This window comes from Dehalococcoidia bacterium (genome assembly GCA_021295915.1).
GTDB lineage: Bacteria > Chloroflexota > Dehalococcoidia > Lucifugimonadales > UBA1123 > VXRN01.
This window is the reverse complement of the sequence record JAGWBK010000005.1, coordinates 55,572-78,703: the sequence shown is the minus strand read 5'-3', so window position 1 is coordinate 78,703 and position 23,132 is coordinate 55,572. Positions and strand designations below refer to the sequence as shown.

The window sequence follows — 23,132 nt, the reverse complement described above, 5'->3', positions numbered from 1 at the left end:
TTGACCAACCGGTCCGTGGACAGCAAATCTGACGGCCGCCTGTTTGTCCTGTCCGGGCCCTCAGGGGTCGGGAAGGACGCCCTGCTCTCTGTTATGAAGCAGCAGCGCGAGGATTTCTACTTTACGACTACGGCGACTACCCGTCCAAAGAGACCGGGCGAGCGCGACGACGTCGACTACCTCTTCATGGCACGCGGTGAATTTCAGCGCATGATAGATGAAGACGGCCTGCTGGAGTGGGCTGAAGTGTACGGCAACCTGTATGGGGTCCCAAAGTCGCAGGTGACTGATGCCCTTGAGGCTGGTCGCAATGTGCTTCTGAAAGTGGACGTCCAGGGCGCAGCAACGGTCAAGAGGCTGTACTCTGACGCGGTGCTGATATTTCTCGAGCCGCCAAGCATGGAGTCGCTGGACAGGCGACTTACGGATCGCGGCACAGAGCAAGGCGAGGCGCTAAGGATCAAGTTGGAGACGGCGCGCGAGGAAATGAAGGCAGCTGACTGGTTCGACCACAGGGTAGTGAACCATGACGGCAGGCTCGACGAAGCCGTGTCGGACATAGCCAGGATCGTTGCCCAGGAGACAACTCCGAAATAGGGTTTCCGGACAGCAGGCACAAAATACACTAGGGGGAAATCGGATGGACCAGGCGCTATCCAACATCAAGGTACTGGACCTCACTCACGTTCAGGCCGGACCGTCATGTGCCCAGATGCTGGGATTCCTGGGCGCGGACGTCATAAAGGTCGAAGATACCAGGGGCGGAGACAGCACACGCACTGATCTCGCACACCGCGAAGACTCAGACAGCGTCTACTTCCTGATTTTCAACAACAACAAGAGGGCGGTGACTCTCGACCTCAAGACGGAAAGGGGCAAGGAGCTGTTCATCCGGCTGGCGCAGTGGGCCGATGTGCTGGTCGAGAACTTCTCGCCGGGGATGCTGGACAGGCTGGGCCTGGGATGGGACGTGCTGCACTGTCTGAATCCGAGACTGATCTACGCGACCATCAAGGGCTTTGGCACCTACGGGCCATATGCGGACTACAAGGGTTACGAGTTCGTCGCGCAGGCCGTTGGCGGAGCGATGGCGACCACCGGATACGAAGACAGACCACCAGTGATGATCACGCCCGGAGTCGGAGACTCGGGAAGCGGGCTTCACGCTGCCATCGGCATACTTGCCGCGCTCCACAAGCGAGATCGCACAGGTGTGGGGCAGATGGTCGAAGTGTCGATGCAGGACTCTGTGGTGAACCTGATGCGGATGTTTCTCACAAGGACACTTGGGCACGGCATCGACCACACCCGACAGGGTCACAGTGGGACACGTGGCCTCCCCATGGTGTTCCCGTGCGAACCGGGCGGTCCAAACGACTATGTGATGATCCATCCTCGTGGTGACGGCTGGGACCTGATGCTGGCGGCGATGGACAGGTCTGACCTCATAGGCGATCCCCGTTTCGACGACGAAGAAGAGCGTGTGAAGAACAGCGATGAAGCGGAACGCGTGATCACCGAGTGGACGTCGAAACACACCAAGTGGGAAGCCATGAAGATTCTGGCGGAGTCTGGTGTGCTCGCGGGAGCGACGATCGGAGCGGCTGAGGTACTCGAAAACGAGCACCTTATCGCGAGGGAGATGATCGTCAATGTAGACGATCCGGTACGGGGCGACTACAAGATGGTCGGCATACCAGTCAAACTCTCAGATGAGGAAAACGCCGTAACGAAGGCGCCTCGATACTCCGAGCACACAGATGAGGTCTTAACGACAGTACTAGGCTGCTCACCTGAAGACGTTGATGAACTGCGAAAGCAGGGGGTAATCGTCTGACTATCAGGCGGTGCGTTCCTCCAGCCAGTCGAGGTCGAACTCAAAGCCGAAGCCGGGAGCATCGCTGGGCTTAACGTAGCCGTCCTTGATAGCAGGCGTGCCCGGCAGCAGGACCATCTCCTCCAGTGGCACACCTGGAGGGGCAACACCCTCGGACCTCTCTCCCCACGGGATTACAGGCATCGCGTATGCAAGGTGCTGGCCGTACGGGTAGTTCATCCCGCCGTGTCCGATAACGGTAACGCCGTGTGCTTCGGCGATGTGGCATATCCGTATGCTGGCGGTCATTCCACCTACCCACGCAATGTCGGGCTGGAGTATGTCCACGAGTCCCTGTCCGGCAGCCAACGCGAATGGGTGGATCGTGTACCAGTGTTCGCCGGTAGCGAGCGTCTGTCCCGGAACGCGCTGACGGACTTTCATGTAGCTGTCGAGGTCTTCCGGAAGAAGATAGTCTTCGAGCCACTTAATCCTGTATGGCTTGAGCGCCTCTACCAGCCGGACTATGTACTCGGTGTTCAGGGACATCCATGAGTCGACCGCGATCTCTACGTCGGGCCCAACCTGCTCGCGGGTGCGTGCGACGAGTTCCTCGTTCTTACGCAGGCCTTCGAGGTCGTGCTCAGGGCCGTGACGGACGAACAACTTAACGGCCTTGAAGCCCAGTTCCAGGAACCAGTCAATGTAATTCTCAGTGCCGTAAGTCAGCATCGTGTTAGAGGCGTAGCAGAAGATGCGGTCCTTGACCGGGCCGCCGAGCAACTCATACACCGGCAGGCCTAGCAGTTTGCCTTTTAGGTCCCAGAGGGCGTTGTCGACCGCACTGATCGCGTAGCTGGTCAGGCCGTGCGTGCCGTATGGAGACGACGCTCGCCGCATCAGGTCCCAGTGCTTTTCGATCGACATCGCGTTCTGGCCTTCGAGCAGCGGCGAGAAGTGGTCGTTGATGATGGAGACGACGGGGCCGCTATTCGTAGTAATGCCAAGACCCCATGTGCCGTCGTCGGCAGTCACCACACATGCGACGCGGCCCCAGTCAGAGCTCCAGCCTCTATCGGGGAATTCGCCCTCGTACCGGGCCATGGGGCTAGTGAAGTGTCCTGCGCCAGGTATGGCTGGCACTCGCGGCTCAGTCACAATCGGCGGCCTCAGGTTTACAGGGAATGCTCGGATGCTCTTTATGTTCAACTCTTCCTCCGGATGAACCAGGATCTGTGAATCACCGGACCGTAAGGCCCCTGAGCTTTACTCCGACTGCAGCTCGGCAACCATACCTGCCATCATCTCTTCGTCCTCGCCCGTGGGTGTCGGGATGTCGAAGCTGATAGACGTGGCGTAGTCGCCATGGGCCTCCTTGAGCTTGTCCACGATCTCATCGTGGGTGCCGATCACAGCGAAGGTCTCGAGCATGTCGTCAGTAACCTGGTTGGGCATCTCTCCCCACTTGTTGTCGACGGACATCCGGTACAGTCTCGCGGCGGTGTCTTCCCAGCCGTGCGTGCTCATAACCGACTCATAGCTCCTGGTCGAAGCGTAGAATGAAATCTGCCCTTTCACTCCAGCCTTCTTGGACTCCACTTCTTCTTCCGTGGCTCCGGTAATGATGAACCCGCCGGCGTTGATCTCGAAATCGTCCAGGGATCTGCCCGCTCTTTTGGCGCCGATTTCCAGGTTTGGAATGATCACCTCTCGGGTGTACTTGGGAGTGCAGAAACCGTGGAGCAGCACCCCGTCGCAGACCTCCCCTGCCACACGGAGCATGTATGGATTCACCGCGGACACAAACACCTTCACGTCCGGCTTTTCGATGGGACCAGGATTGAAGAACGGGGGCATGAGGTTGAAGTCGAAGTGATCGCCGTGGAACTTGACCGGCTCCTGTGTCTGCCAGGCATTCCAGATATGTCGAAGCGCCTGAATGTACTCCCTCATCCTGGGAGCCGGTGCGGACCAGTTCATGCCGAAGCGTCGGACGATGTGTCCGCGGACCTGGCTGCCCAGACCTAGTGTGAACCTGCCGTTGGACATTGCCTGGAGGTCCCAGCCGATGTAAGCGACATCCATGGGACTTCTTGCAAAAGCCAGTGCTATGGAAGTGCGCAGGTTGATGCGTTCCGTGTGTTCCGCGGCTATGGACAGCGGAAGAAACGGGTTATGGTTTGTCTCCGAGGAGGAGTAGGCATCAAAGCCCAGCCTTTCCGCACGACGAGCCGACGCCGCAATCTGCTGTGGTGTCCTTCCATCCAATCTTGATCCGACTTTCAAAGCTAGGCCTCCCTGTTCACATCGTGGCAAATTGCGGGCACATGATAGCAGACAGGTAATTCAGTCGCACCAGCAGGTCTGAATGACCCTGTACCATCGAAACAGGTTGGCAAGGGTACCGCATGTTCGATACAACTAGTGGCATAAAGGGCGGGAGAGACCGCCCAGGCAACACAAGGAGACATCCATGGCAGAAGACATCGGCCTGTTCGAGGCCATCTACTCACAACGCGCGATACGCTACTTCAAGTCCGACCCGGTTCCGGACGAGCTTATCCACAAGCTGATCGAGGCGGGTACGAAGGCTCCCAGCGGCGGCAACAGGCAGGGCTGGAAGTTCCTGGTTATCACAGATGCTGAGACTAAGAAGAAGATCGGCGAATACTACGAGCAGGGCTGGGAGCACGCATATGGCTCCGCCAACCCGAATCCGCCGGACATCCAGTCTCACGTTCGAAGGTCGGCAGACCACCTGGCAAGGACGATAGGCCAGGCCCCGGTCCTCCTGATGGCGTGCATCGAGCACGACGGAGGTCCATCGACGATGGGTCGGGGAGGTTCGATCTTTCCTTCCGTGCAGAACATCCTGCTGACAGCGCGTGGGCTCGGACTCGGCAGCTGCCTGACCAGTCTTCACAAACGGTATGAAGATGAGATCAAGGAACTCCTCGGAATACCTGAGAACGTAGAGACGGCTGCGCTGCTGCCAATCGGGTTCCCCGCTGACAACAACCGCTACGGTCCGACCCGTCGCCAGCCTGTCGAAGAGGTCGCTTACAGGGAGAAATGGGGCGAGGGTTGGTAGTTAGGGCCTCTGATATACTCTGCACGTTCTGAAGCAACCACTCTGAGGAGTCACCCATGTCTTACGAGTTCATTACCTACGAGCAGAAGGACCGGATCACATATGTGACGATTAACCGGCCCGAGCGTATGAACGCGCTTCACCCTCCGGCAAACGCTGAGCTGCACGACGCTTTCACGAGGTTCAACGATGACCCCGACGCGTGGGTAGCCATCCTCACCGGAGCCGGAGAGAGGGCATTCAGCGCGGGCAACGATCTGCGATATACAGCGGAGCGGGACCAGGGCCAGCACGGCGATCAGGACCCAAACGTACGATATGCTCGCGCGCCGTTTGGCGGCATCACGTCGAACTTTGAGTGCTGGAAGCCGATGATTGCGGCCGTAAACGGGTACGCACTCGGAGGCGGGCTGGAGACCGCTATGGCCTGCGACATCATCATCGCGGCCGATCACGCGCAGGTCGGTCTGCCTGAGCCTCGCGTAGGACTGTACGCTGGAGCCGGAGGAGTGTTCAGGCTTCCCCGTCACCTGCCCACGAAGATTGCGATGGGAATGATGCTCACTGCGCGACGCATCAGCGCGCAGGAGGCGTACCGAATAGGCCTCGTAAACGAGGTCGTGCCCCTAGCTGACCTCATGCCGACGGCGGAGAGATGGGCAAACGAGATACTGGAGTGCGCTCCCCTATCAATACGGGCGAGCAAGCAGATGGGGTACATGGGTCTGGACTGGCCCCTCGACGTGGCCATGTCTCGTAACTACAGCGAGGCTCAGAAGCACAACTCCTCGGCGGACAGGATCGAAGGACCTCGTGCATTCTCCGAGAAGCGGCAGCCCAACTGGACGGCCTCCTGACGATCCTCCCGACAACCTGAGTAACAGACAAGCAAAGGACCCGGAATGGCATCATCAAACGAGTGGCAGCTACCAACCGGCGTGCGGCCCACGCGATACGCCCTGAACCTGGAGCCCAATCTGGACACTTTCAAGTTCGACGGCTACGTGTCGATCGATGTTGAAGTGGAGGAAGCGACGTCTGAGATCGTGCTCAACAGCTCAGAGCTCGACATCCACTACGCTCGCATTACTCTAGCGAGCGGATCATCATATCGAGCGACCGGAATCTCGTTAGACGAGGAGCGCGAGACGCTTACCGTTTCGTTCGACAGTCCGATTCCGGCAGGCACAGCTCAGCTCGGCATCGACTTCACAGGTGAGCTCAACGACAAGCTGCGCGGCTTCTACCGGTCGTCGTACACGGACGTGGACGGCAACCAGCGCTGGATGGCCACAACCCAGTTCGAGTCGACTGACGCGCGCAGGGCGTTCCCATGCTGGGACGAGCCCGCGGTTAAGGCGACGTTCGATGTCACACTCATTGTGCCTGAGGAGCTTGAGGTCATTTCGAACACGGAGCCGGTCACTACCACCGTGGGAGCGAGCGGAAAGAAGTCCGTGCGCTTTGCTGAGACGCCAGTCATGTCCACCTACCTGCTCGCGTTCATCGTCGGCGACCTAGAATGTGTCGAGGACAGGACTGAGGATGGAGTCCTGATGCGGGTGTGGGCGACTCGCGGCAATGAGGACAAGGGCCAGTTCGCGCTCGAGACATCGATGGACCTGCTGGACTACTTCCACCAGTACTTCGGTGTCCCCTACCCGCTGTCCAAGTTGGATCACATCGCTATCCCGGACTTTGCAGCCGGCGCGATGGAGAACTGGGGAGCGATTACTTACAGAGAAGTAGCACTCCTGGTGGACCCCGAAAACAGTTCGGCAGGAACCCGGGAGATTGTCGCTGCTATCGTCTCGCACGAGATGGCGCACCAGTGGTTCGGAAATCTCGTGACAATGGAGTGGTGGGACGATCTGTGGCTCAACGAGAGCTTCGCGTCCTGGATGGGAGACAAGGCCGTCGACTACCTGCATCCAGAGTGGGAGATGTGGACCCAGTTCCTAACGCACGACACAGGATCAGCCCTCAACCTCGATGGGCTTCGAAATTCACACCCTATTGAACAGGAAGTGGGCAACCCGGCGGAGATCGGTCAGCTGTTCGACGCCATCAGCTACTCGAAGGGCGGTTCCATTCTGAGGATGCTGGAGCACTACCTTGGAGAGGACGACTTCCAGCAGGGACTCCAGATATACATCAAGCGGCACGAGTATGCGAACGCCCGGACACGCGATCTGTGGAACGCACTTGGGGAAGCCTCGGGCCAACCGGTCGCGGAGATCATGGACACATGGACCTCGCAGACGGGTTACCCGGTGCTCGAGACTAGTATCTCCCGCTCCGATGACACTATTGACGTCGGTCTTTCGCAGTCCAGGTTCCTGTACGACGACGTGCTGGGTGAAGGTGAAGAGGACGAAACTACCTGGAAGGTGCCCATAACTGCTCGAACCGCGTCCAATGCCGAGCCGGTGCGAGAACTAATGGATGCGCCGGACGCAACACTTAACCTGAAGCCCGCGTCCTTCGGCCAAGGCGACGAGTGGATCAAGGTCAACCCCGGGCAGTCTGGCTTCTACCGGGTCAAGTACTCAGACGACGAGATTGAAAGGCTCAAGGCTCCGATCAGGAGTCTAACGCTTCCAGCGCAGGACAGGCTCGGAATGAATTCCGACGCCTACGCGCTGGCCAAGGCCGGGCACATACCGGCATCGGCGTACCTGAACCTGGCCGAGGCCTACTCCAACGAGATTGATCCTTCAGTAGCCAGCGACCTTGCAGCATCGCTGAACGCCCTCGACAACCTGCTGTCTGACGAAGCCTTTTACACGGCTTACCAGGCGTTTGGTCGGAGCATCTTCAAGCCAATCGGCGAACGTGTGGGCTGGGATGCGAGACCCGACGAGGGCCACAGGGACGTGCTGCTCAGGTCGACAGCGCTCGGCCAACTTGGTCGATTCGATGATGCCGAGACTCTCGACGAAGCAGGCAGGCGATTCCAGAGTTACAGGGAAGATCCGGCATCGGTACCTGCAGATCTCAGATCGGCGACTTTCTCGATGGCTGCCAAACAGGGTGACCGCGACCTGTACGACACGCTGTGGGAGTTGGAGCAGGGGGCGACGCTCCAAGAAGAGAAGATGCGCCTGCTCGGCGCGCTTTGCAACTTCAACGACCAGGATATGCTCGGACAGACGCTGAATCGGTCGCTCGACGACGACTACGTCCGGAGCCAGGACACCATCCGGGTGATGGTTGCGGTGGCGTCCAACCGACAGGGCCGCGAACTTGCCTGGCAGTTCCTCAAGGACAACTGGGATGAGTTCGACCGTCGCTACGGTGAGGGCGGCTTCGCCATAATGAGACTCGTCGGCATCTCATCGCTGTTCACAACCGAGGAAAAGCGCCAGGAGGTCGAGGAGTTCTTCGCCTCCAATCCCGTACCTTCAGCGGAGCGGACGATCCGGCAGGGTCTGGAGCGCATGGCCATCAACATCGCATGGATGGACAAGAATCGCGAAGACCTGGAACGTTGGCTGGTGGCATAGAACTGCACCAGGAGGTTGATTCCGAGGCCTCGCGGCCCAACCGATCATCCGACAAGACAACGTCGGTCACTGTCGTAGATCGTCTCTGGAAGGCGGCGTTGGATGTCGTGTTTCCAATCGACTGCCTGGGGTGCGGCAGTAGAGGCCGGTTCGTGTGTCCCTCCTGCGTGGACAGGATGCCGAAGCTCGAGCGACCATTCTGCACAGTGTGCGCCAACCCCGGCGTGGCCGGGATCTGCTCGTGGTGCCAGGCACATGCGCCCTCAATCGACGCGATTCGCTCTCCGTATCTTTATGTGCCGAGCAGCCCGATATATAGGGCAATCACGTCGCTGAAGTACGGTGGAATGCGGAGCATTGCTCCCGAGTTGGCCGAGCTACTGTACGCCTTTTGGGGGACACGACGCACGGCAGACCCGGACATCATCGTGCCGGTCCCAAGTCACCCGTCGCGGGTCAGGCAGCGAGGGTACTCTCAGGCGTCTCTGATAGCCGCAGAACTGGGCCGCAGAATGAATGTGTCCGTCAGTACTGACACGTTGTTGAGAGTAAAGAACGCGCCGTCCCAACTCGAAACCGAATCACGCGAGGACCGCTGGTCCAACGTGCAGGGCGGCTTCAGGTCACGGTCTCATGTTGATGGCGCGAGGGTACTCCTGGTTGACGACCTTGTTACCACTGGATCAACGGCCTCTGCGTGCGCCGCCGCGCTGAAGATGGCAGGCGCACACAGAGTCGTAGGCTTATCGCTCGCGAGAGCGCCCTAGGTTACACCCGGACGAACTTGGAGACTCGCTCGCCCTGGCCGATCTCAGTGACGTAGATGCTGCCCTGGGAGTCGACGCAGATGCCGTGACCGCCGATGAGCGTTCCCAATCCGGCGCCTTCGTTGCCTCGCCAGCGGGTTATCAGCTCGCCGTCCATGGTCCAGATGCTGACGCCATTGCCGCCGCCCTGCTCGATGACGTAGATGATGTCGTCGTGAATCCAGAGATCCCCGGGAGCGACCATATCGGTCCACTCTTCGAGGAAGTTTCCTTCGTCATCGAAGGTCTGTATGCGGTTGTTCTCGCGGTCGGCGATGAAGACCCTACTGTTCTTGTCCACCCAGACGTTGTGCAGGAGCGCAAACTCGCCGGGCCCGGTACCCTGCTTGCCCCACGACTTGACCAGTTCTCCATCGGCGGTGAACTTGTGGACGCGGTGCCCTCCGTATCCATCGGAGACAAACATGTGGCCGTCCGGTGCGATGGCCAGTCCTGACGGCATATTGAATGGCATGCCCTGGAATGACGGAGACGGCGCGAGCTTCTCCCCCAGAGTCCTGAGTGCCTCACCGCCCGGTGTGTACTCGGTGGCGATGTGGTAGTCGCGGTCGACAAGCCAGACATTGTCATTCGGCGCAATGTATATACCGTGCGGGTTGGCAGAGAAAGTTCCCTCACCCCAGGAGCTAATGAAGTTGCCGTCGGTGTCCCAGATCGTCAGTGGATGGAGTCCACGGCTGAAGATGTAGACCTCGTCCCTGGAGTTGACTGCGCCGTCTGACGCTGCTCCAAATTCCCAGTACTTCGGCATGTTCGGCCACTCTGGAACGCGCTCGTATTGAAAGTCTCCAGATCCTACGACTGCCATCTCGTTTCACCTCTCTTGTGGAATAGCCTTGGAAGCAGGGCGATTGTATTTTGCACCCGGTGCCTGGTCAACCTGACTTACAGGAACCAGATCTGAACTGGGACTGCTGAACAGGCTGCCAGGATACTCAATTTCGAGTAATTTCAGAAAATTCTCAGAAAAAGTATTGACAAATGGCCAATATGAGTATAATCTTCATTATGCCCCAAGTGGTTGAGGCTTACGACTCAGCAAAGCGGTTACAGCAGGCGGGACGCCGCAGGTTGCGCTGGCAGGGTCGGAAGGTCCAAATCCCGAACGAACAGGCGGTGCGTCGCAGGTTCACGGGAATTGGATCCTAGAGGCTAGTAGCGTCGGTGGCGCATCGCAGGCGCGGACGCTGGTCTCGAGGGTGAGGTCACTTGGGGCGTTTGCATTTCCCTTCGTTCCCCTTCTCACCACGCCAGTTGCACGCGCTCAGGTCATGACTCTTTTAACTGGCCAATTTCCAGCGCACGCACGTCTCTCAGGTTCCTGTACGCACCGTTGTAGTCCAGGCCGCAGCCGACTACGAAGACGTCGGGAATCTCGAAGCCTACGTACGCTACTTCCAAGATGTGTGTCCTCTTCGATGGTTTGTCCAACAGAGAACACACATTGACAGACCTGGCTCCTAGGTCGATCACGTGCCGGGAAAGCGCAGTCAGGGTCGCTCCCGTGTCCACTATGTCCTCCACCAGGAGAACATGCCGACCCTCAAGAGACTGCTGAGTCGGCAGCCACTCCACTGTGATCTTGCCCGGTTCAGTCCCGCTGTAGCTTTGGACCCGAGCGGTGGCAACGTCTACGGAATGCGGGAACGCCCGGATCAGGTCCACAAGAAAACACATGGCGCCATCCATCACGCCAACGAACAGTGGATCGGCGTCGCGGTAGTCCTCTGAGATCCTGCCAGCCAGCCGTGGAATTTCGCTGGCAATTTCGGCTTCCGAAATCAGAATGTCTCCCAGCGGCATGTTCGACTCCTTGAAGGCGTTGAGTTGTGCCTTCACTGGCACAGACTCATCTCAGATTCAGTGGGAACATAATACTGCGTTTGGTCTGCTCCCATAATCTGAATCAGGAGCAGATGCCTGTAGGCCCATGAGTCCATTAACCATTGACTCTGTCACGGGACACACCGATGTGTTAATCTCGGACGGGGAATTTCGGCCCCGAATCCCTTAACTGGACTTACTCCTCGTTGCGTAAAGGCGTATTCAGACCCGCGTCGGCCAGAGAGGCCGTAGCAGGCGTGCGTGGTGTCTTCTACGGCTGGTGGCTGGTCGGCATCTCCTCCATCATGCTGACGCTGATGTCCCTTACAGTCTTCCAGGGACTCGGCACGATGCTGGTAGCACTGGAGCGCCAGTTCCAATGGAGCCGCACGGCACTCTCCGGCGCATTCTCACTCGCACGGGTCGAAGGGGCGGTACTAGGGCCGTTAGAGGGCGTGCTGATCGACCGCATTGGCACCAGGCGCATGGTAATGATCGGTTACACGATCATGGGGGTGGGATTCATATGGCTGTCCCAGATTGAGACACTGGGGAACCTTCGGCTAATAGCTAAATTCACGCCATTCGACTCCCTCGACGAGAGTCTCATCCAGTTTTACATGGCGTACATTTTCATTACGCTAGGGTCGGGACTGGGGGGCTGGCTGGCGCTCATCGCGCTTGTGAACAACTGGTTCAGCAGGCGTCGGTCGTTCGCAATGGCGACCGCGATGTCTGGCATACACCTCGGCGGGTTGCTAGTTACACCATTCGCGCTGGCAATCGACACATACGGATTCGAAAGCACTGCGCTTGGAATAGGCATCGTCCTGCTGGCCATCGTGGGGCCGGCAACGAAGGCCATTCGGAACCACCCCGAGGATATGGGGCTCCATCCAGACGGGGACACTCAGCATGCTCAGGTAGCAAGCACTGAGGGCGCCACATCAGAACCAATAGTGGACGTTGAACCCGAATTCACCGTCAAACAGGCGCTGAAGACGCCAGCTTTCTGGATGCTGACAATCGCCCAGGTTGCGTCCAGCGTGGCTATCGTTTCATTGGCGCTGCATCTCGTGCCAAAGCTGACGGACACAGGGATGTCCCTCACCGCGGCAGCTTCGGTCCACACGACCTACACCATCATTGCTCTGCCAGCGCAGTTCATATCCGGATACTACGCCGACAGACTCCCCAAGACCCTGATGATTGCCTTCTTCATGTTCGTGCAGGGAGCGGGCATTTTGATCATCGCCCTGTTCGATGGCGTAGTGATGGCATACGTATTTGCGGTGCTATATGGGATTGGCTTTGGAGGTAGGAGTCCGCTGACGACTGCGATCCGTGGCGAATACTTTGGGAGAAAAGCATTCGCCACGATAATGGGGATCTCGCAGTTCCCAATGAACATCGCGATGATCTTTGCACCTCTGTTTGCGGGCTACATGTTCGACACTACCGGTACGTACATCGTGCCTTTCACAATATTTGCTGGGCTAACGTTCGCGGGCGGCGTGTTGATGATATTCGTAAGAAGACCGCAAGCTCCCCTGGGTACAGTGCCAACCGAGCCTGCGACGACTCGAACGTCAACTTAGCGCCCATCGGTGCACCCACCAGCGACTCGACTACCTGGGCAGAGAGTCACTGGGTTCGTATCCCGCTAGCGGTCCGTCGGCACCGGGATGCCGGGTATGTTCACACGGACACTTCCGACCATGTTCCAAGTAGTGAAGTAGAGCGTCTTCCAGTCATCGCCGCCGAAGGCGACGTTGGTAGTCGCGCCCTCGCCGTGAGCGACCGTGCCTAGGTGGTTGCCATCAGAGTCGATCACCCAGACTCCGCCTGCCCCTCCGCAGTACATATTGCCTTCGACGTCGACCTTCATGCCGTCGGGCACGCCAGGCCGATCCCCGCTGAGGTCGCACAGGACCCGATCGGAGGCCAACGCGATCGTGTTGTTGGGTTGAACATCGAATGCACGGATGTGCTGCCTGCGTGTGTCATTCACGTACAGGATGCTCTCGTCCGGGGAGAATGCGAGGCCGTTGGGAGTCAGGAAATCACCCACGATCATGGTTATGTCACCGAGGTCTGGAGGGACCATGTAGACCCCTGCGAAGTCGAGGTCGAGACCGGGACCGGGCGCGCCGGGATCGGTGAAGTAGATGCTTCCGTCAGACTTCACCACCGCGTCGTTGGGGCGGTTCAGCCTTCGGCCTCGGTAGCTCCAGGCAATGACGGTTACTTCCCCATCGGAGTCCTGTCGCGTCACCCGGCGGGAGCTGTGCTCACAGGCTACGAGCCTGCCCCTGAGGTCGCGGGTCAGTCCGTTGGCGTGGTTGGTGGGCTGCTGGTAGACAGACACCCCTTCGCCGGGAATCAGCTTCATCCTACGGTTGTTGTGAATATCGCTGAAGAGCAGGTAGCCACCTTCATGCCACCAGAGCGGACCTTCGGCGGGGCCGCCGACGCCTCCGTAGCCGCTTCCGTGCCACTCAATCTGCTGGTCGGTGTCGAGAACCTGAGAGAGTTCCGATGAGTTCTGTTCGATAGGCATGGGTAAGTCCTTTCTGCGGGTGGTTCGCCCCAGCTTATTTGTGGGGAGGGACATCGTCAACGTCAGCTTGACCGTAGACGGACGTGCGAATAGTATCAGCCGGACACACGGGGGTGCAGACCATGTTTCTGATGCGCTTCACAGAGCGAGCCTACTTCCACTACACCGAGGAGGACGTGAGGAACAGCTACCGCAGCGCGGTGAGGCTTACGTTCCCAAACTCCCACTTCGATCCAGAGACCGCAGCGGACATGTACAACTATTACCTCGATGAGTACGAGTACTGCGAGGAGATGGGGTTCGACGGGCTGATGCTCAACGAGCATCACAACACGCCGACGTGCATGGGAGCGGCGATGAACCTGGAGGCGGCGATCCTTGCACGCGCGACGAAGAACGCGAAGATCGTGCTTCTCGGAAACCCGCTGCCTATCTCGGACAATCCAGTCAGGATGGCCGAGGAGCTAGCGGAGATAGACCTGATCTCACGGGGCAGACTCGTATCAGGATTCGTGCGCGGCACCGGAGTCGAGTCGTGGGCCACGAACACGAACCCTGTCCACAACCGCGAGCGTTTCCAGGAGGCGCACGATCTGATAATCAAGACTTGGACAACTCCCGGCCCGTTCAGGTGGGAGGGACGTCACTTCGAGTACAGGGTGGTTAACCCGTTCGTACGGCCTCTCCAGGACCCGCACCCTCCGGTGTGGGTGCCCGGCAGCGCGAGTCCTGAGACGATGATCTGGGCGGCGCAGCACCACTACCCTTACGTATTCCTGGAGGCGGACCCAGAGGTCGTTGGCGACGCAAAGGCTATCTACGCCGAGGCTGCGAACGAGGTTGGGTACGAACCAGGTCCGCAGAACTTCGGATATCTGTTCCGAGTACACGTGCAGGACACAGACGAGAAGGCCTACGAGGTGGGCAAAGGGTTCCTGTCTGGCAATGCCGGTGTCGGGCGCGTCCCCATGCCGCCGGAATACATGAACCCTCCTGGCTATACATCTATCGAGGGTAGGCGGCGCAGTTCGCAGATCAACCTCCGTCCCGACCGGCTGGTGGGGGGTGTCGACGCCGCAGGCTACGACAGGGTTGTCGGAATGAACCGGATAGTAGTAGGCAACCCCGACACAGTAATCAGAAAGCTTCGAGAGGTGCTGTCGGTCATCCGGCCGGGAATCCTCGCCGTGTGGACCAACGATGGCAGTATCAGCCACGAAGACTCCATGAGGTGCCTGGAACTGATGGACTCGGACGTGCTGCCAGCGCTGAGAGAGATCGGCGAAGAGCTGGAGCTTCCGGGGCCGTTCGAGGTGGCGCCATGACCACGACATCCTTTGTCGAGGAGTTCATTGAAGTCGGCGGAGCTAAGATCCATCTCCTGAAAGGTGGTGACGGTCCTCCCCTGCTCTTTCTGCACAGCATCGATGGCAACCTGGGCTGGCTCCCGTGGATGGAAGAAGTCTCGAAGTCCGCAACAGTGTACGCGCCGACGCATACGGGCTTCGGGCGTTCGGAGCGGCCCAAGTTCCTCGAGTCGGTCTCGGACATGGCGCGCTTCTACCTGTGGATGATCCAGGAGCTGAAGCTCGACGCCGTGACACTCGTCGGGCACTTCCTTGGCGGATGGATTGCTGCTGAGATGGCGACCATGAGTCCGGGCAGCCTGGGCGGCCTGGTCCTGGTGGATGCCGCGGGTGTCAGGCCGGACACTGGCGAGATCGCCGACGTCTTCCTGTTGGGAGAGGACGAGACGACTCGGCTCTCGTTCCACGATGCACCAAGTGTGCCTGAGTACTCGGATCTATTCGAACGCGAGCTGAGCACTGAAGAGCGGGAGCTTAAGATTCGCGGTCGGGAGATGACGACGAGACTGTGCTGGAAGCCCTATATGTATGACCGTAGCCTTGAATGGCTCCTACAGAGGGTCGACGTACCGACAACAGTTGTATGGGGAGCCGAGGACAGGATCATCCCGCCTAGCGCAGGTAATCGAATTCACGAGGCAATTGCCGGATCGGTTCTTGAAGTCGTTCCCGGGTGCGGTCACCTGCCACACGTGGAGAAGCCGGGGGAATTCTCGGGCATGGTGCTGCGGCACCTGGTGAGCGACTGAATTCTGGCGTCGAAGGCGCGCGGCCTACGCTGTCAGGCCAGACGAGCCAGCGACTCTGCAACGGCGGTCGCCTTTTCGGCCTCGCGAGCCGCACAGCGCTCCCAGAGCTCCAAGTTGACGCGGGCGTTCTCATCTACAGGGACGTCGATCATCATTGTGGTGCCGGGATAGGGAATCGCAGCGGTGCCACGCGCCACGCCTTCAGCGAATAGTCGTCTCGTCTCCCGGTAGAACTCCAACCTGTCTTCGGGCGGAGCGAATGCCCTGTTGCAATGATCGACCCAGGATGGGTCAGGACAGATAGCGCCGGCGAATCCGAGGTTCTTCGACCTGAGGGCAAGGCGAGCGATCTCACCTTCATCGCCAAACTCAGGGAGCACTCCGTACGGATGACTCATGCCAATTGGCTGGACTCTCGAGGCGCGCGCTTCAATTATGACCCGACCCTTTGCGTACTCGAATGGGTCAAAGTCAGTGGTCGGCACGATTCCCAAGCTCTTACACAGGGCTAGCTCATCGATTCCTACCGAGCTTACCCTGTCTGACGCGCGAACTATCTCGCGGATGTTCCACACCCCCGCGCCTGACGTGAGCAACACGATTATGTGGAGCGTGTTCTCGGGGGTACCACTCTTCTTTTCGAACTCGTCAAGCCACTCGTCAAGCCGTTCAAGCTCAGTTCCTGACTCGGCGCCCGCATACACGATTCCCTTCAGACCTGGACCGGAAGCGGCCCCCAGGTCTGCAAATGCGAGGTCCCTATTCGTCAGAACAAACACCTCTGCGCCGCCCAGTGCAGCCGAGTTGACGGTCTGTCGCAGGTTTGCGCGAAGTGAAGACCTTTCCAGTGCACCTGTCGGCATCGCCAGAATGATTGCGTCCGCATTGTGCGTCCAGGAGGAGTTGACTGATTCACGGTTGAGGAGGTCGACCAGCAGATGAGACCTTCTGACGAATGGCTTCATGCTGAAGACTCCTCGGTGGCCTCGGTCTGCGCGCGGGCAGCGGCCTTCTCCGCGTCTCGCTGAGCGCAGAGGTCAGCCCACTCGATCAGCTCAAGCGCGCGCCCAGCCTCGTAGACGTCGACGATCTGGCCGTCGAGATCTCCCTCAACCTCTCCAGCTTCATCAAGCTCTGCAAAGAAGTCGAGGATCCTGTGGGCGTGGTCGACCTCTTCGGCTGTGGGAGTGAGGCCCTCGTTCTGAGGGGCTACGACGTTTGGGTGGAGGCCGCCGCCTGACCTCAGGCCTGCCTTCCTATTGGCCCGCGCCCGATTGATAGCGAGGTCGGCGTTTCCCACATCGCCGGTCGTGTCCGGCATGTATACGCCGCCGTCACGCTCCAGTCCGAGCGCAAGAGCTACAAGCTCGCCCTCGCCGCGGTTATAGAAGAACTGATCGAACCCCACAAACATCTCGACGCCCATGTCCATCGACATGTCATAGCCTGTACCAGGCCCAAACGAATCGATGCGGCGGCTGGCAGATGCTATCTCGTACGAGTTCGCCACTCCCAGGGTGGTCTCGACTGTCGCGCCAATGCGAACGGTGCCGGGCCGGATTCCCCGGACTCTCTCCATCCTGGTGATGAGTTCGTCGAGGTTCTTGATCTGCTCGGCCGTCTCCGCCTTTGGGAAGTTGATCTGCGTGACTCCGGGCCACACGGCTGCGGGAACGTCGACCTCGGGATAGGCGCAGTTAATCCTGATATTAATCTCGGCTGCGCCATTCTGGCCCTGCACAATGGCGTCCCGGACCAGGGTACGGGCGTGCTCCTTTTGCGATTGGGGCACGGAGTCTTCGAAATCGAAGTTGAGATAGTCGCAGTCACGAGTCCATGACCGCCCCACGAAACGAGGGTTGTTGATGGGCATTGTCAGCCCGGAGCGTCTTACTCTTCTGGTCATAGCTTGTTCTCTCTAAACAGGGCCGGACTGTGACTGGCCGCGCACAAGTTCTCTCGCCTGATCGCGTGCTGCGCAAGCGTCTGCCCATGCAATGACATTGGACGATATTTCCGAATCAGAAGACATCGCCGTGTGGCTCTCCACCTCCGATCCGGAAGGGGTAAAGCCCCTGTTTAGCGCCTCGACCTGGTTTGCCCTCATACAGAGTGCGCCTCGGAAACCAGCCTGTCTCCCGGTCAGCGCGGCCTGGAGCGTATCACCGTAACCTGCTGCCAGCCCCCGGGACGTCGCGCGCCACCACGCTCCGACAGGTTCTACTCCGGTCGCGTTTGCGATGATGATTAGTCTCTGCATGAGATACGGGAGCAAGTGGAGATCTCCGGCAGGGTCCTCACGGAGGTCCATGACGAGGTCGGCGCGTCCAAGGCTGACGGATTTGACGCGGTCGCTGGCTCGGATCAGATCCTCCGCGTGCCAGTTGCCTGGACCGGTATCGAGCGAAAGGTGGATCTCGAGAGCTTGTTCTGGTCCACGTGGATCGTCAGCCTCTCTAACGTGACCGACCGGTGGAGGTTTGACCACTCCGCGCTCAGCTTCGAAGTGAGAGAGAATCTCGTCGGCCTCCTGGACCTGCTCAACGCTCTTCACGCCGGGCAGCACCACGCCCGACAGTCCGCGCCAGACGGACGCATCGAGGTCGGCGTACATCAACTCGATGTCGGAGCGCACGAAGACCTCGGCTCCGGCGTCTCGCATCGTTTCTATGGCGCCGGGCACGTTGGCACGCGCGTTGTGCTTGCGACTCTCGTGTACAGTGTCCTGCAGGTCAAGAACAACCACGTCGGCACCTGACTCGGCAGCCTCAAACAGAGCCTTATCGTCGTGGGCAGGCACAATGAGCCAGGAGCGGCGGACAGTGTACGTCATGACTTGTCCTGTTTCAGGGTTACCAGAGCATCCAACGCCTTCACGCCGCTGCCTTCGGGAAGCACCGCGAGAGGGTTGATGTCCAACTCCTCTATGACGCCATCAAGGTGGACCGCGAGGTCTGAGACCCGCACGAGCGTATCGACCAGCGCATCGACATCGCCTTTTGGCTGACCTCGGAATCCGTGCAGCAGGCGACTACCACGTACCTGGGCGACCATCTCTTCGGCATCCTGGCGCGAGATTGGGCACACCCTCAGCGCGACATCGCGCATTACCTCTACGAGAACGCCACCCATTCCGAATAGCAGTACTGGACCCAGCTGAGAGTCGTAAGTCACGCCGACTATGACTTCGGCAGCATCGCGGACCATCTCTCCCACCAGCACGCCTTCGAGGCGAGCACCGGGTGAGTAGGACTTGGAGTTGGCCACAACCTCCTCATAGGCTGCTCGCACTGCATAGTCAGAGGTCAGGCCTACTCTCAGGGCTCCAGCCTCGGTCTTGTGCAGGATGTCGGGAGAGTTGACCTTTACCACGACCGGGTAGCCTATCTCCCGGGCAGCAGCCAAGGCTTCGTCCTCAGAATTGGCTACCCGCTCAGTCGCGACTGTAACATCCCATTGCTGGATGAGCTGTTTGGCCTCGTGCTCGGACAGGGTTGTTTCTCCCCCGGACTTGATCCGAGCGGCAAAGGCACTCTGAGTGTCGTCCATTGGAGCCACGCTTCCGAAGTCGGACCCATGCCTCGACTGTCGCCACGAATGGTAGTCGTGGAACTGCTTCAGCGCAGAAGCGAGGTTTTCGGGACTGTGGAACACGGGCACGCCCGCATCCTTCAGCCGGTCTAGTCCTGTGGAGGCCCCCAGCTCGTTGCCGGTGTACAGGAACGTCACGAGCTCGTCGTGTCTATCCCGAACGTCGATCACGTGCTGCGCCTGGGCGTCCGAGGCTGAACTCGCGACGACCAGCGTTCCAACCTCCGGCTCGCTGATCATGTGCTCCATGATGGGCAGCACCGTGTCACGGCTGGCGTGTCCGGTAATGTCGGCAGGGTTTGCGGCCCATCCGAACCCCTCGAGTATGTTATTAATGGCATCTCTGGCAGGGTCGGTGAGTTCGGGCAGTTCGAGGCCAGCGTCGCCGAGATTGTCTGCGGTTAGGGAGCAGACACCCCCTGAGTGTGAGACCAGGGAGATTCCGCGATTGGCCGGCGACTTGCCCACTGACAAGAGCTGTGCGATCTCAAGCAGCTTGTCCCAGTCGTGGACGCGAATGACACCGTACTGTTCGAACGCGGCATCGTACACCTCGTCGACGCCTGTGAGCGCGGCGGTGTGCGAGCGTGCGGCCCTCATTCCGAGGTCGGACCGACCAATCTTGACGGCCACAATAGGCTTGCCACGCTCTGCTGCCAGCCTGGCGACTTCGAGGAATTTTCGAGCGTCCTTGAAGCCCTCGATAAACATGGCGATGACGCTGGTATCGTCGTCATCGAGCAGGTACCTGCCGAAGTCCGGAGCTTCCAGGTCTGCTTCGTTTCCCGTCGAGACGATGTAGGAGTAACCTACGCCACGTCCGATGGCCCTCGACATGAACGGCCCGAAAGCCGACGCGCCGCTCTGACATACGAGCCCGACGTTTCCACTCCTGAGTTCAACGCCCTCGAGTCGTGACGATGAACACGCCCAGATGTCGTCCTTTATGTTCGCGAGGCCCAGGCAGTTCGGGCCGGAGATACGGACTCCGGTCTCCTTAGCAACATCCCCAAGTTCAGCCTGGAGCTCTCGCCGGTCATCCACTCCGCGCTCTGAGAAGCCTGCGGATATGACAATTGCAGAGCCTGCGCCGCGCTCGGCGCTCTCTCGCAGCACGGGTATCACCCTGTGATACGGGACTATGATGCCGACGGCATCTGGCGCCTCAGGCAGGTCCAGTACGCTTGCGTAGCACTTCAGGCCAAGTAGTTCGTCGTAGCGGGGGTTGACCGGATATACGCTCACCCGGTCACCGGCCTGGAGCGCCGCACGCAGGAACCTGCCGCCGTACTGTGGTCGCTCGGTCGCGCCAACGACGGCGATCGAGCGAGGATTTAGCATCTTGTGAATGGAGGCGAGCTGCGCCTCCGACCAGAAGTCCATAGTCAGTTAGTTGGGGTGTCCTGAATTAGGGCAGGCATCTGTCTCATCAAGCCGCCACATGCCAACCTAGTGAATGGTCCAATGGTTGCAGTACGTTTGCCCGTGCAAGTCTATCTGCCGTTCAGCTTGATGACGTGCTTTTTTCGACAGCCCACGTTGAGACGGCTTCAGTAGGAAGAGTCGATATGCGGCACTGCATACCACGATGAGTAATAGAACGGCGGCCAGAACGATTATCGTGCTCACTGAATGCTAGTCCGCGGTTGCTACGGCTTTGGACTTCTCCATCTCTCGGATGACGGGGAAGACCTCCTTGCCGAATAGTTCGATGGAGCTCATGACCTTCTCGTGCGGAATGGTCTCAGTCTGGATAATCATCATGACTTCGTCGACGCCGATCTCCTGGTATTGCTGGATGGCTCGGATGCAGCTATCGGGATCTCCGGCGATGGTGACGGCACGGTCGGCAAGCGTGTTCGGGTCAAGCTCGGCTATGGCTGCACGTGCAGCACCCGGCCCTGAGTCCAGCGAGATTCCCACCTCTTCGGCCTGCTGCTTGTGAGCCTCATCAGACTGACGTAGCCAGCGTCCGAAGTCGGCTTCAAGGTGCTCGGGAACGCCGCCCCATGCCTCCAGCAGCTCTTCGTAGGCGCCGACCCGACCGGCAATGTACGGCTTGTCAGGCCCGAAGAAGGTCTTCATAGAATCCGCGGCGAGCTCACGAGCCGCCTGGTTGTCAGGACCGCAGAAGGCGTGGACGTTGTTAGCCCAGTAGTTGGTCGTGAACGCGCCAACGGAATTGGCATTCTTGATCTTCTCTTTGTATGTCTTGACGTGCGACTCCAGGACAGACGTCGCGTACGAGGCGGATGAAAGCACGCCTATGCCCTTTTCTGCCGCCAGGTCGAAGCTGGATGACTGAGTGCAGGCCAGGTACATGTTCGGATGAGGTTTCTGTACCAGCTTGGGCAGCACGCGGCGAGACGGCACATTCCAGAACTTACCATCCCACTCAAACTCATCGGACTGCCAGATCTGTGGCAGCATGGAGATGGACTCGTTCCACATTTCGCGGGTGTCCCGAGGATCCACGCCGAGGCCCATCTGCTCATAGGCGTTGGAGCGGCCGGTACCAAACTCGACTCGTCCATCGGTGAGCTGGTCAACCATCGCCACACGCTCAGCTATCCGCACTGGATGCGCGTGAGGTAGTATCGACACTCCGAACCCAATCCTGATGTTTTTGGTGCGCTGGCTGAGAGCGCCGAAGATCACCTCGGGGCACGGGGAGCCTGAGAATCCAAGCAGGAAGTGGTGCTCAACGAACCATACCCTGTCGAAGCCGACGTTGTCGGCAAGCTCACACTGGTCAAGAGTCTCCTTGTACAGGGTGTTCCAGTCGATCTCGGTGCCCTCGTACGGGCGCTGCATCTCAAATAGCAGACCGAAGTTCATAGCGTCTCTCCTGGGGGATGCACTTCATCTGGTGTACGCAACCCTCGACAGGGCAATCCTACTAGTGCATAGGACAGCGTGCAATGGGTCAGGTTGACAGGACTACGTCTGCCTGAGACGGGGGTCCATCCTGTCGCGAACCCAGTCGCCGAGCAGAGTGAAGGCGATGACGACCAGGGCGATGACCATGCCGGGCGCGAGGCTGTCCCACCATGCATCTACGACGTACAGCCGGCCAAGAGCGACCATAGAGCCCCACGCTGGTGTCGGTGGAGGCACTCCGGCGCCGAGGAAGCTCAGCGACGCCTCAGCTAGGATGATGTTGCCAACCTGGATCGTCGCCACAACGACGATCGTGTTAAGCACGCCGGGGAGTATGTGCTTGTAGAGTATGCGCGGGGTAGATGCGCCGGTGACCTTGGCCAAGGCGACATAGTCCATCTCTTTCAGCACAAGCACCTCGCCGCGAACCTGACGCGCGAATCCTCCCCATATCAGGAAGGCCAGAAGTCCGAGAAGTAGAGGCAGACTCGGGCCTAAGATGAGCGCAAGGGCCAGCGCAATGAGGATGAACGGCAGTGAGAACTTGATGTCCACGACGCGCATGATGATCTCGTCCACCCAGCCTCCGAAGTAGCCGGAGATCATTCCTACTACGGTTCCGAATAGCCCCCCTACTCCTAATACCACGGCAGCCACCATCAGCGATATTCGAGCGCCGTAAATCGTGCGGGTCAGAATGTCCCGACCCAGATAGTCCGTGCCCAGGACATGCTCGGCGGTGCCGCCGAAGAACATTGGTGGAATGTGCCGGTCTCCCAGTTCCCCTTCATTGAGTTCGTATGGAGATATCCAGTCCGCGCCACCTGCAGCGATAACGAACAGTCCGAGGATGATGATCGAGGACACCGGCCACCTACGCAGTTCAGGCATCGGTAATCCAAACAGACGCGGACCAGAGCG

20 protein-coding genes are annotated in these 23,132 nt (G+C 59.3%); 9 read left to right on the top strand and 11 right to left on the bottom strand.

Annotation, left to right across the window (positions count from 1 at the left end; translation table 11 throughout):
* Complete coding sequence (gmk, locus tag J4G14_02855) at window positions 1-597, top strand: guanylate kinase (protein MCE2456740.1); 597 nt, start codon at window positions 1-3, stop codon at window positions 595-597.
* Window positions 598-640: 43 nt separating this feature from the next.
* On the top strand, window positions 641-1,837 hold the full coding sequence (locus J4G14_02850; GenBank protein ID MCE2456739.1) for a CoA transferase: 1,197 nt from the start codon (window positions 641-643) through the stop codon (window positions 1,835-1,837).
* Window positions 1,838-1,840: 3 nt separating this feature from the next.
* Here J4G14_02850 and J4G14_02845 read toward each other — a convergent pair whose 3' ends face one another.
* Window positions 1,841-3,025 (bottom strand): L-rhamnonate dehydratase, encoded by a 1,185-nt coding sequence (locus J4G14_02845; protein ID MCE2456738.1) that lies wholly within the window; start codon window positions 3,023-3,025, stop codon window positions 1,841-1,843.
* Window positions 3,026-3,082: 57 nt separating this feature from the next.
* The gene (locus tag J4G14_02840; protein ID MCE2456737.1) at window positions 3,083-4,102 is read right to left on the bottom strand and encodes a TIGR03617 family F420-dependent LLM class oxidoreductase; all 1,020 of its coding nucleotides are present in this window, start codon (window positions 4,100-4,102) and stop codon (window positions 3,083-3,085) included.
* A gap of 187 nt (window positions 4,103-4,289) precedes the next feature.
* Here J4G14_02840 and J4G14_02835 point away from each other — a divergent pair, with 187 nt between their 5' ends.
* The 4 genes from J4G14_02835 to J4G14_02820 are packed head-to-tail and all read left to right on the top strand — an operon-like array spanning window position 4,290 to window position 9,180.
* Complete coding sequence (locus tag J4G14_02835) at window positions 4,290-4,907, top strand: nitroreductase family protein (GenBank protein ID MCE2456736.1); 618 nt, start codon at window positions 4,290-4,292, stop codon at window positions 4,905-4,907.
* A 56-nt stretch (window positions 4,908-4,963) separates the two neighbouring features.
* Window positions 4,964-5,764 (top strand): enoyl-CoA hydratase/isomerase family protein, encoded by an 801-nt coding sequence (locus J4G14_02830; GenBank protein MCE2456735.1) that lies wholly within the window; start codon window positions 4,964-4,966, stop codon window positions 5,762-5,764.
* 45 nt (window positions 5,765-5,809) lie between these two features.
* Window positions 5,810-8,413, top strand: a complete 2,604-nt coding sequence (locus J4G14_02825) for a M1 family metallopeptidase (protein ID MCE2456734.1) — start codon at window positions 5,810-5,812, stop codon at window positions 8,411-8,413.
* Window positions 8,398-9,180, top strand: coding sequence for a ComF family protein (locus tag J4G14_02820; protein MCE2456733.1), 783 nt, complete (start codon window positions 8,398-8,400; stop codon window positions 9,178-9,180). Before J4G14_02825 ends, J4G14_02820 begins: the two co-directional genes overlap by 16 nt.
* 1 nt (window position 9,181) lies before the next feature.
* On the opposite strand, the gene J4G14_02815 is transcribed toward J4G14_02820, so the two are convergent.
* Together J4G14_02815 and hpt are read right to left on the bottom strand one after the other, a co-directional pair.
* Window positions 9,182-10,048, bottom strand: coding sequence for a 6-bladed beta-propeller (locus J4G14_02815; GenBank protein ID MCE2456732.1), 867 nt, complete (start codon window positions 10,046-10,048; stop codon window positions 9,182-9,184).
* Window positions 10,049-10,509: 461 nt separating this feature from the next.
* Window positions 10,510-11,079 carry a hypoxanthine phosphoribosyltransferase gene (gene hpt / locus J4G14_02810; protein ID MCE2456731.1) on the bottom strand — a complete coding sequence of 190 codons (570 nt, stop codon included), beginning with the start codon at window positions 11,077-11,079 and terminating at the stop codon, window positions 10,510-10,512.
* 191 nt (window positions 11,080-11,270) lie between these two features.
* Between hpt and J4G14_02805 the strand changes: the two genes are divergently transcribed.
* On the top strand, window positions 11,271-12,662 hold the full coding sequence (locus J4G14_02805) for an MFS transporter (GenBank protein MCE2456730.1): 1,392 nt from the start codon (window positions 11,271-11,273) through the stop codon (window positions 12,660-12,662).
* A gap of 65 nt (window positions 12,663-12,727) precedes the next feature.
* Here J4G14_02805 and J4G14_02800 read toward each other — a convergent pair whose 3' ends face one another.
* Entirely contained in the window at window positions 12,728-13,624 is an 897-nt protein-coding gene (locus tag J4G14_02800) for an SMP-30/gluconolactonase/LRE family protein (protein MCE2456729.1), read from the bottom strand.
* Between the two features lie 122 nt (window positions 13,625-13,746).
* Between J4G14_02800 and J4G14_02795 the strand changes: the two genes are divergently transcribed.
* Window positions 13,747-14,949, top strand: coding sequence for an LLM class flavin-dependent oxidoreductase (locus tag J4G14_02795; GenBank protein ID MCE2456728.1), 1,203 nt, complete (start codon window positions 13,747-13,749; stop codon window positions 14,947-14,949).
* Window positions 14,946-15,740, top strand: a complete 795-nt coding sequence (locus J4G14_02790; protein MCE2456727.1) for an alpha/beta hydrolase — start codon at window positions 14,946-14,948, stop codon at window positions 15,738-15,740. Before J4G14_02795 ends, J4G14_02790 begins: the two co-directional genes overlap by 4 nt.
* Window positions 15,741-15,772: 32 nt before the next feature.
* On the opposite strand, the gene J4G14_02785 is transcribed toward J4G14_02790, so the two are convergent.
* The 6 genes from J4G14_02785 to J4G14_02760 all read right to left on the bottom strand — a co-directional run bounded on the left by J4G14_02785 (window position 15,773) and on the right by J4G14_02760 (window position 23,102).
* A complete protein-coding gene (locus J4G14_02785) occupies window positions 15,773-16,705 on the bottom strand; it encodes a hypothetical protein (protein ID MCE2456726.1) in 933 nt (310 codons plus the stop codon).
* Complete coding sequence (locus J4G14_02780) at window positions 16,702-17,646, bottom strand: hypothetical protein (GenBank protein MCE2456725.1); 945 nt, start codon at window positions 17,644-17,646, stop codon at window positions 16,702-16,704. Before J4G14_02780 ends, J4G14_02785 begins: the two co-directional genes overlap by 4 nt.
* Before the next feature lie 12 nt (window positions 17,647-17,658).
* Complete coding sequence (locus tag J4G14_02775; GenBank protein MCE2456724.1) at window positions 17,659-18,573, bottom strand: hypothetical protein; 915 nt, start codon at window positions 18,571-18,573, stop codon at window positions 17,659-17,661.
* Entirely contained in the window at window positions 18,570-20,714 is a 2,145-nt protein-coding gene (locus tag J4G14_02770; protein MCE2456723.1) for an acetate--CoA ligase family protein, read from the bottom strand. The genes J4G14_02775 and J4G14_02770 overlap by 4 nt, the downstream gene beginning before the upstream one ends.
* Window positions 20,715-20,966: 252 nt before the next feature.
* Complete coding sequence (locus tag J4G14_02765; GenBank protein ID MCE2456722.1) at window positions 20,967-22,169, bottom strand: LLM class flavin-dependent oxidoreductase; 1,203 nt, start codon at window positions 22,167-22,169, stop codon at window positions 20,967-20,969.
* A gap of 102 nt (window positions 22,170-22,271) precedes the next feature.
* A complete protein-coding gene (locus J4G14_02760; protein ID MCE2456721.1) occupies window positions 22,272-23,102 on the bottom strand; it encodes an ABC transporter permease in 831 nt (276 codons plus the stop codon).
* Window positions 23,103-23,132: the final 30 nt, after the last annotated feature.

Excerpts from the sequence above, each read along its gene's own strand:
- J4G14_02765 (MCE2456722.1), bottom strand. The coding sequence starts at position 22,169 with ATGAACTTCGGTCTGCTATTTGAGATGCAGCGCCCGTACGAGGGCACC.
- J4G14_02795 (MCE2456728.1), top strand. The coding sequence starts at position 13,747 with ATGTTTCTGATGCGCTTCACAGAGCGAGCCTACTTCCACTACACCGAG.
- J4G14_02790 (MCE2456727.1), top strand. The coding sequence starts at position 14,946 with ATGACCACGACATCCTTTGTCGAGGAGTTCATTGAAGTCGGCGGAGCT.
- J4G14_02815 (MCE2456732.1), bottom strand. The coding sequence starts at position 10,048 with ATGGCAGTCGTAGGATCTGGAGACTTTCAATACGAGCGCGTTCCAGAG.
- J4G14_02770 (MCE2456723.1), bottom strand. The coding sequence starts at position 20,714 with ATGGACTTCTGGTCGGAGGCGCAGCTCGCCTCCATTCACAAGATGCTA.
- J4G14_02835 (MCE2456736.1), top strand. The coding sequence starts at position 4,290 with ATGGCAGAAGACATCGGCCTGTTCGAGGCCATCTACTCACAACGCGCG.
- J4G14_02785 (MCE2456726.1), bottom strand. The coding sequence starts at position 16,705 with ATGAAGCCATTCGTCAGAAGGTCTCATCTGCTGGTCGACCTCCTCAAC.
- J4G14_02775 (MCE2456724.1), bottom strand. The coding sequence starts at position 18,573 with ATGACGTACACTGTCCGCCGCTCCTGGCTCATTGTGCCTGCCCACGAC.
- J4G14_02850 (MCE2456739.1), top strand. The coding sequence starts at position 641 with ATGGACCAGGCGCTATCCAACATCAAGGTACTGGACCTCACTCACGTT.
- J4G14_02830 (MCE2456735.1), top strand. The coding sequence starts at position 4,964 with ATGTCTTACGAGTTCATTACCTACGAGCAGAAGGACCGGATCACATAT.
- J4G14_02825 (MCE2456734.1), top strand. The coding sequence starts at position 5,810 with ATGGCATCATCAAACGAGTGGCAGCTACCAACCGGCGTGCGGCCCACG.
- J4G14_02760 (MCE2456721.1), bottom strand. The coding sequence starts at position 23,102 with ATGCCTGAACTGCGTAGGTGGCCGGTGTCCTCGATCATCATCCTCGGA.
- J4G14_02780 (MCE2456725.1), bottom strand. The coding sequence starts at position 17,646 with ATGACCAGAAGAGTAAGACGCTCCGGGCTGACAATGCCCATCAACAAC.
- J4G14_02800 (MCE2456729.1), bottom strand. The coding sequence starts at position 13,624 with ATGCCTATCGAACAGAACTCATCGGAACTCTCTCAGGTTCTCGACACC.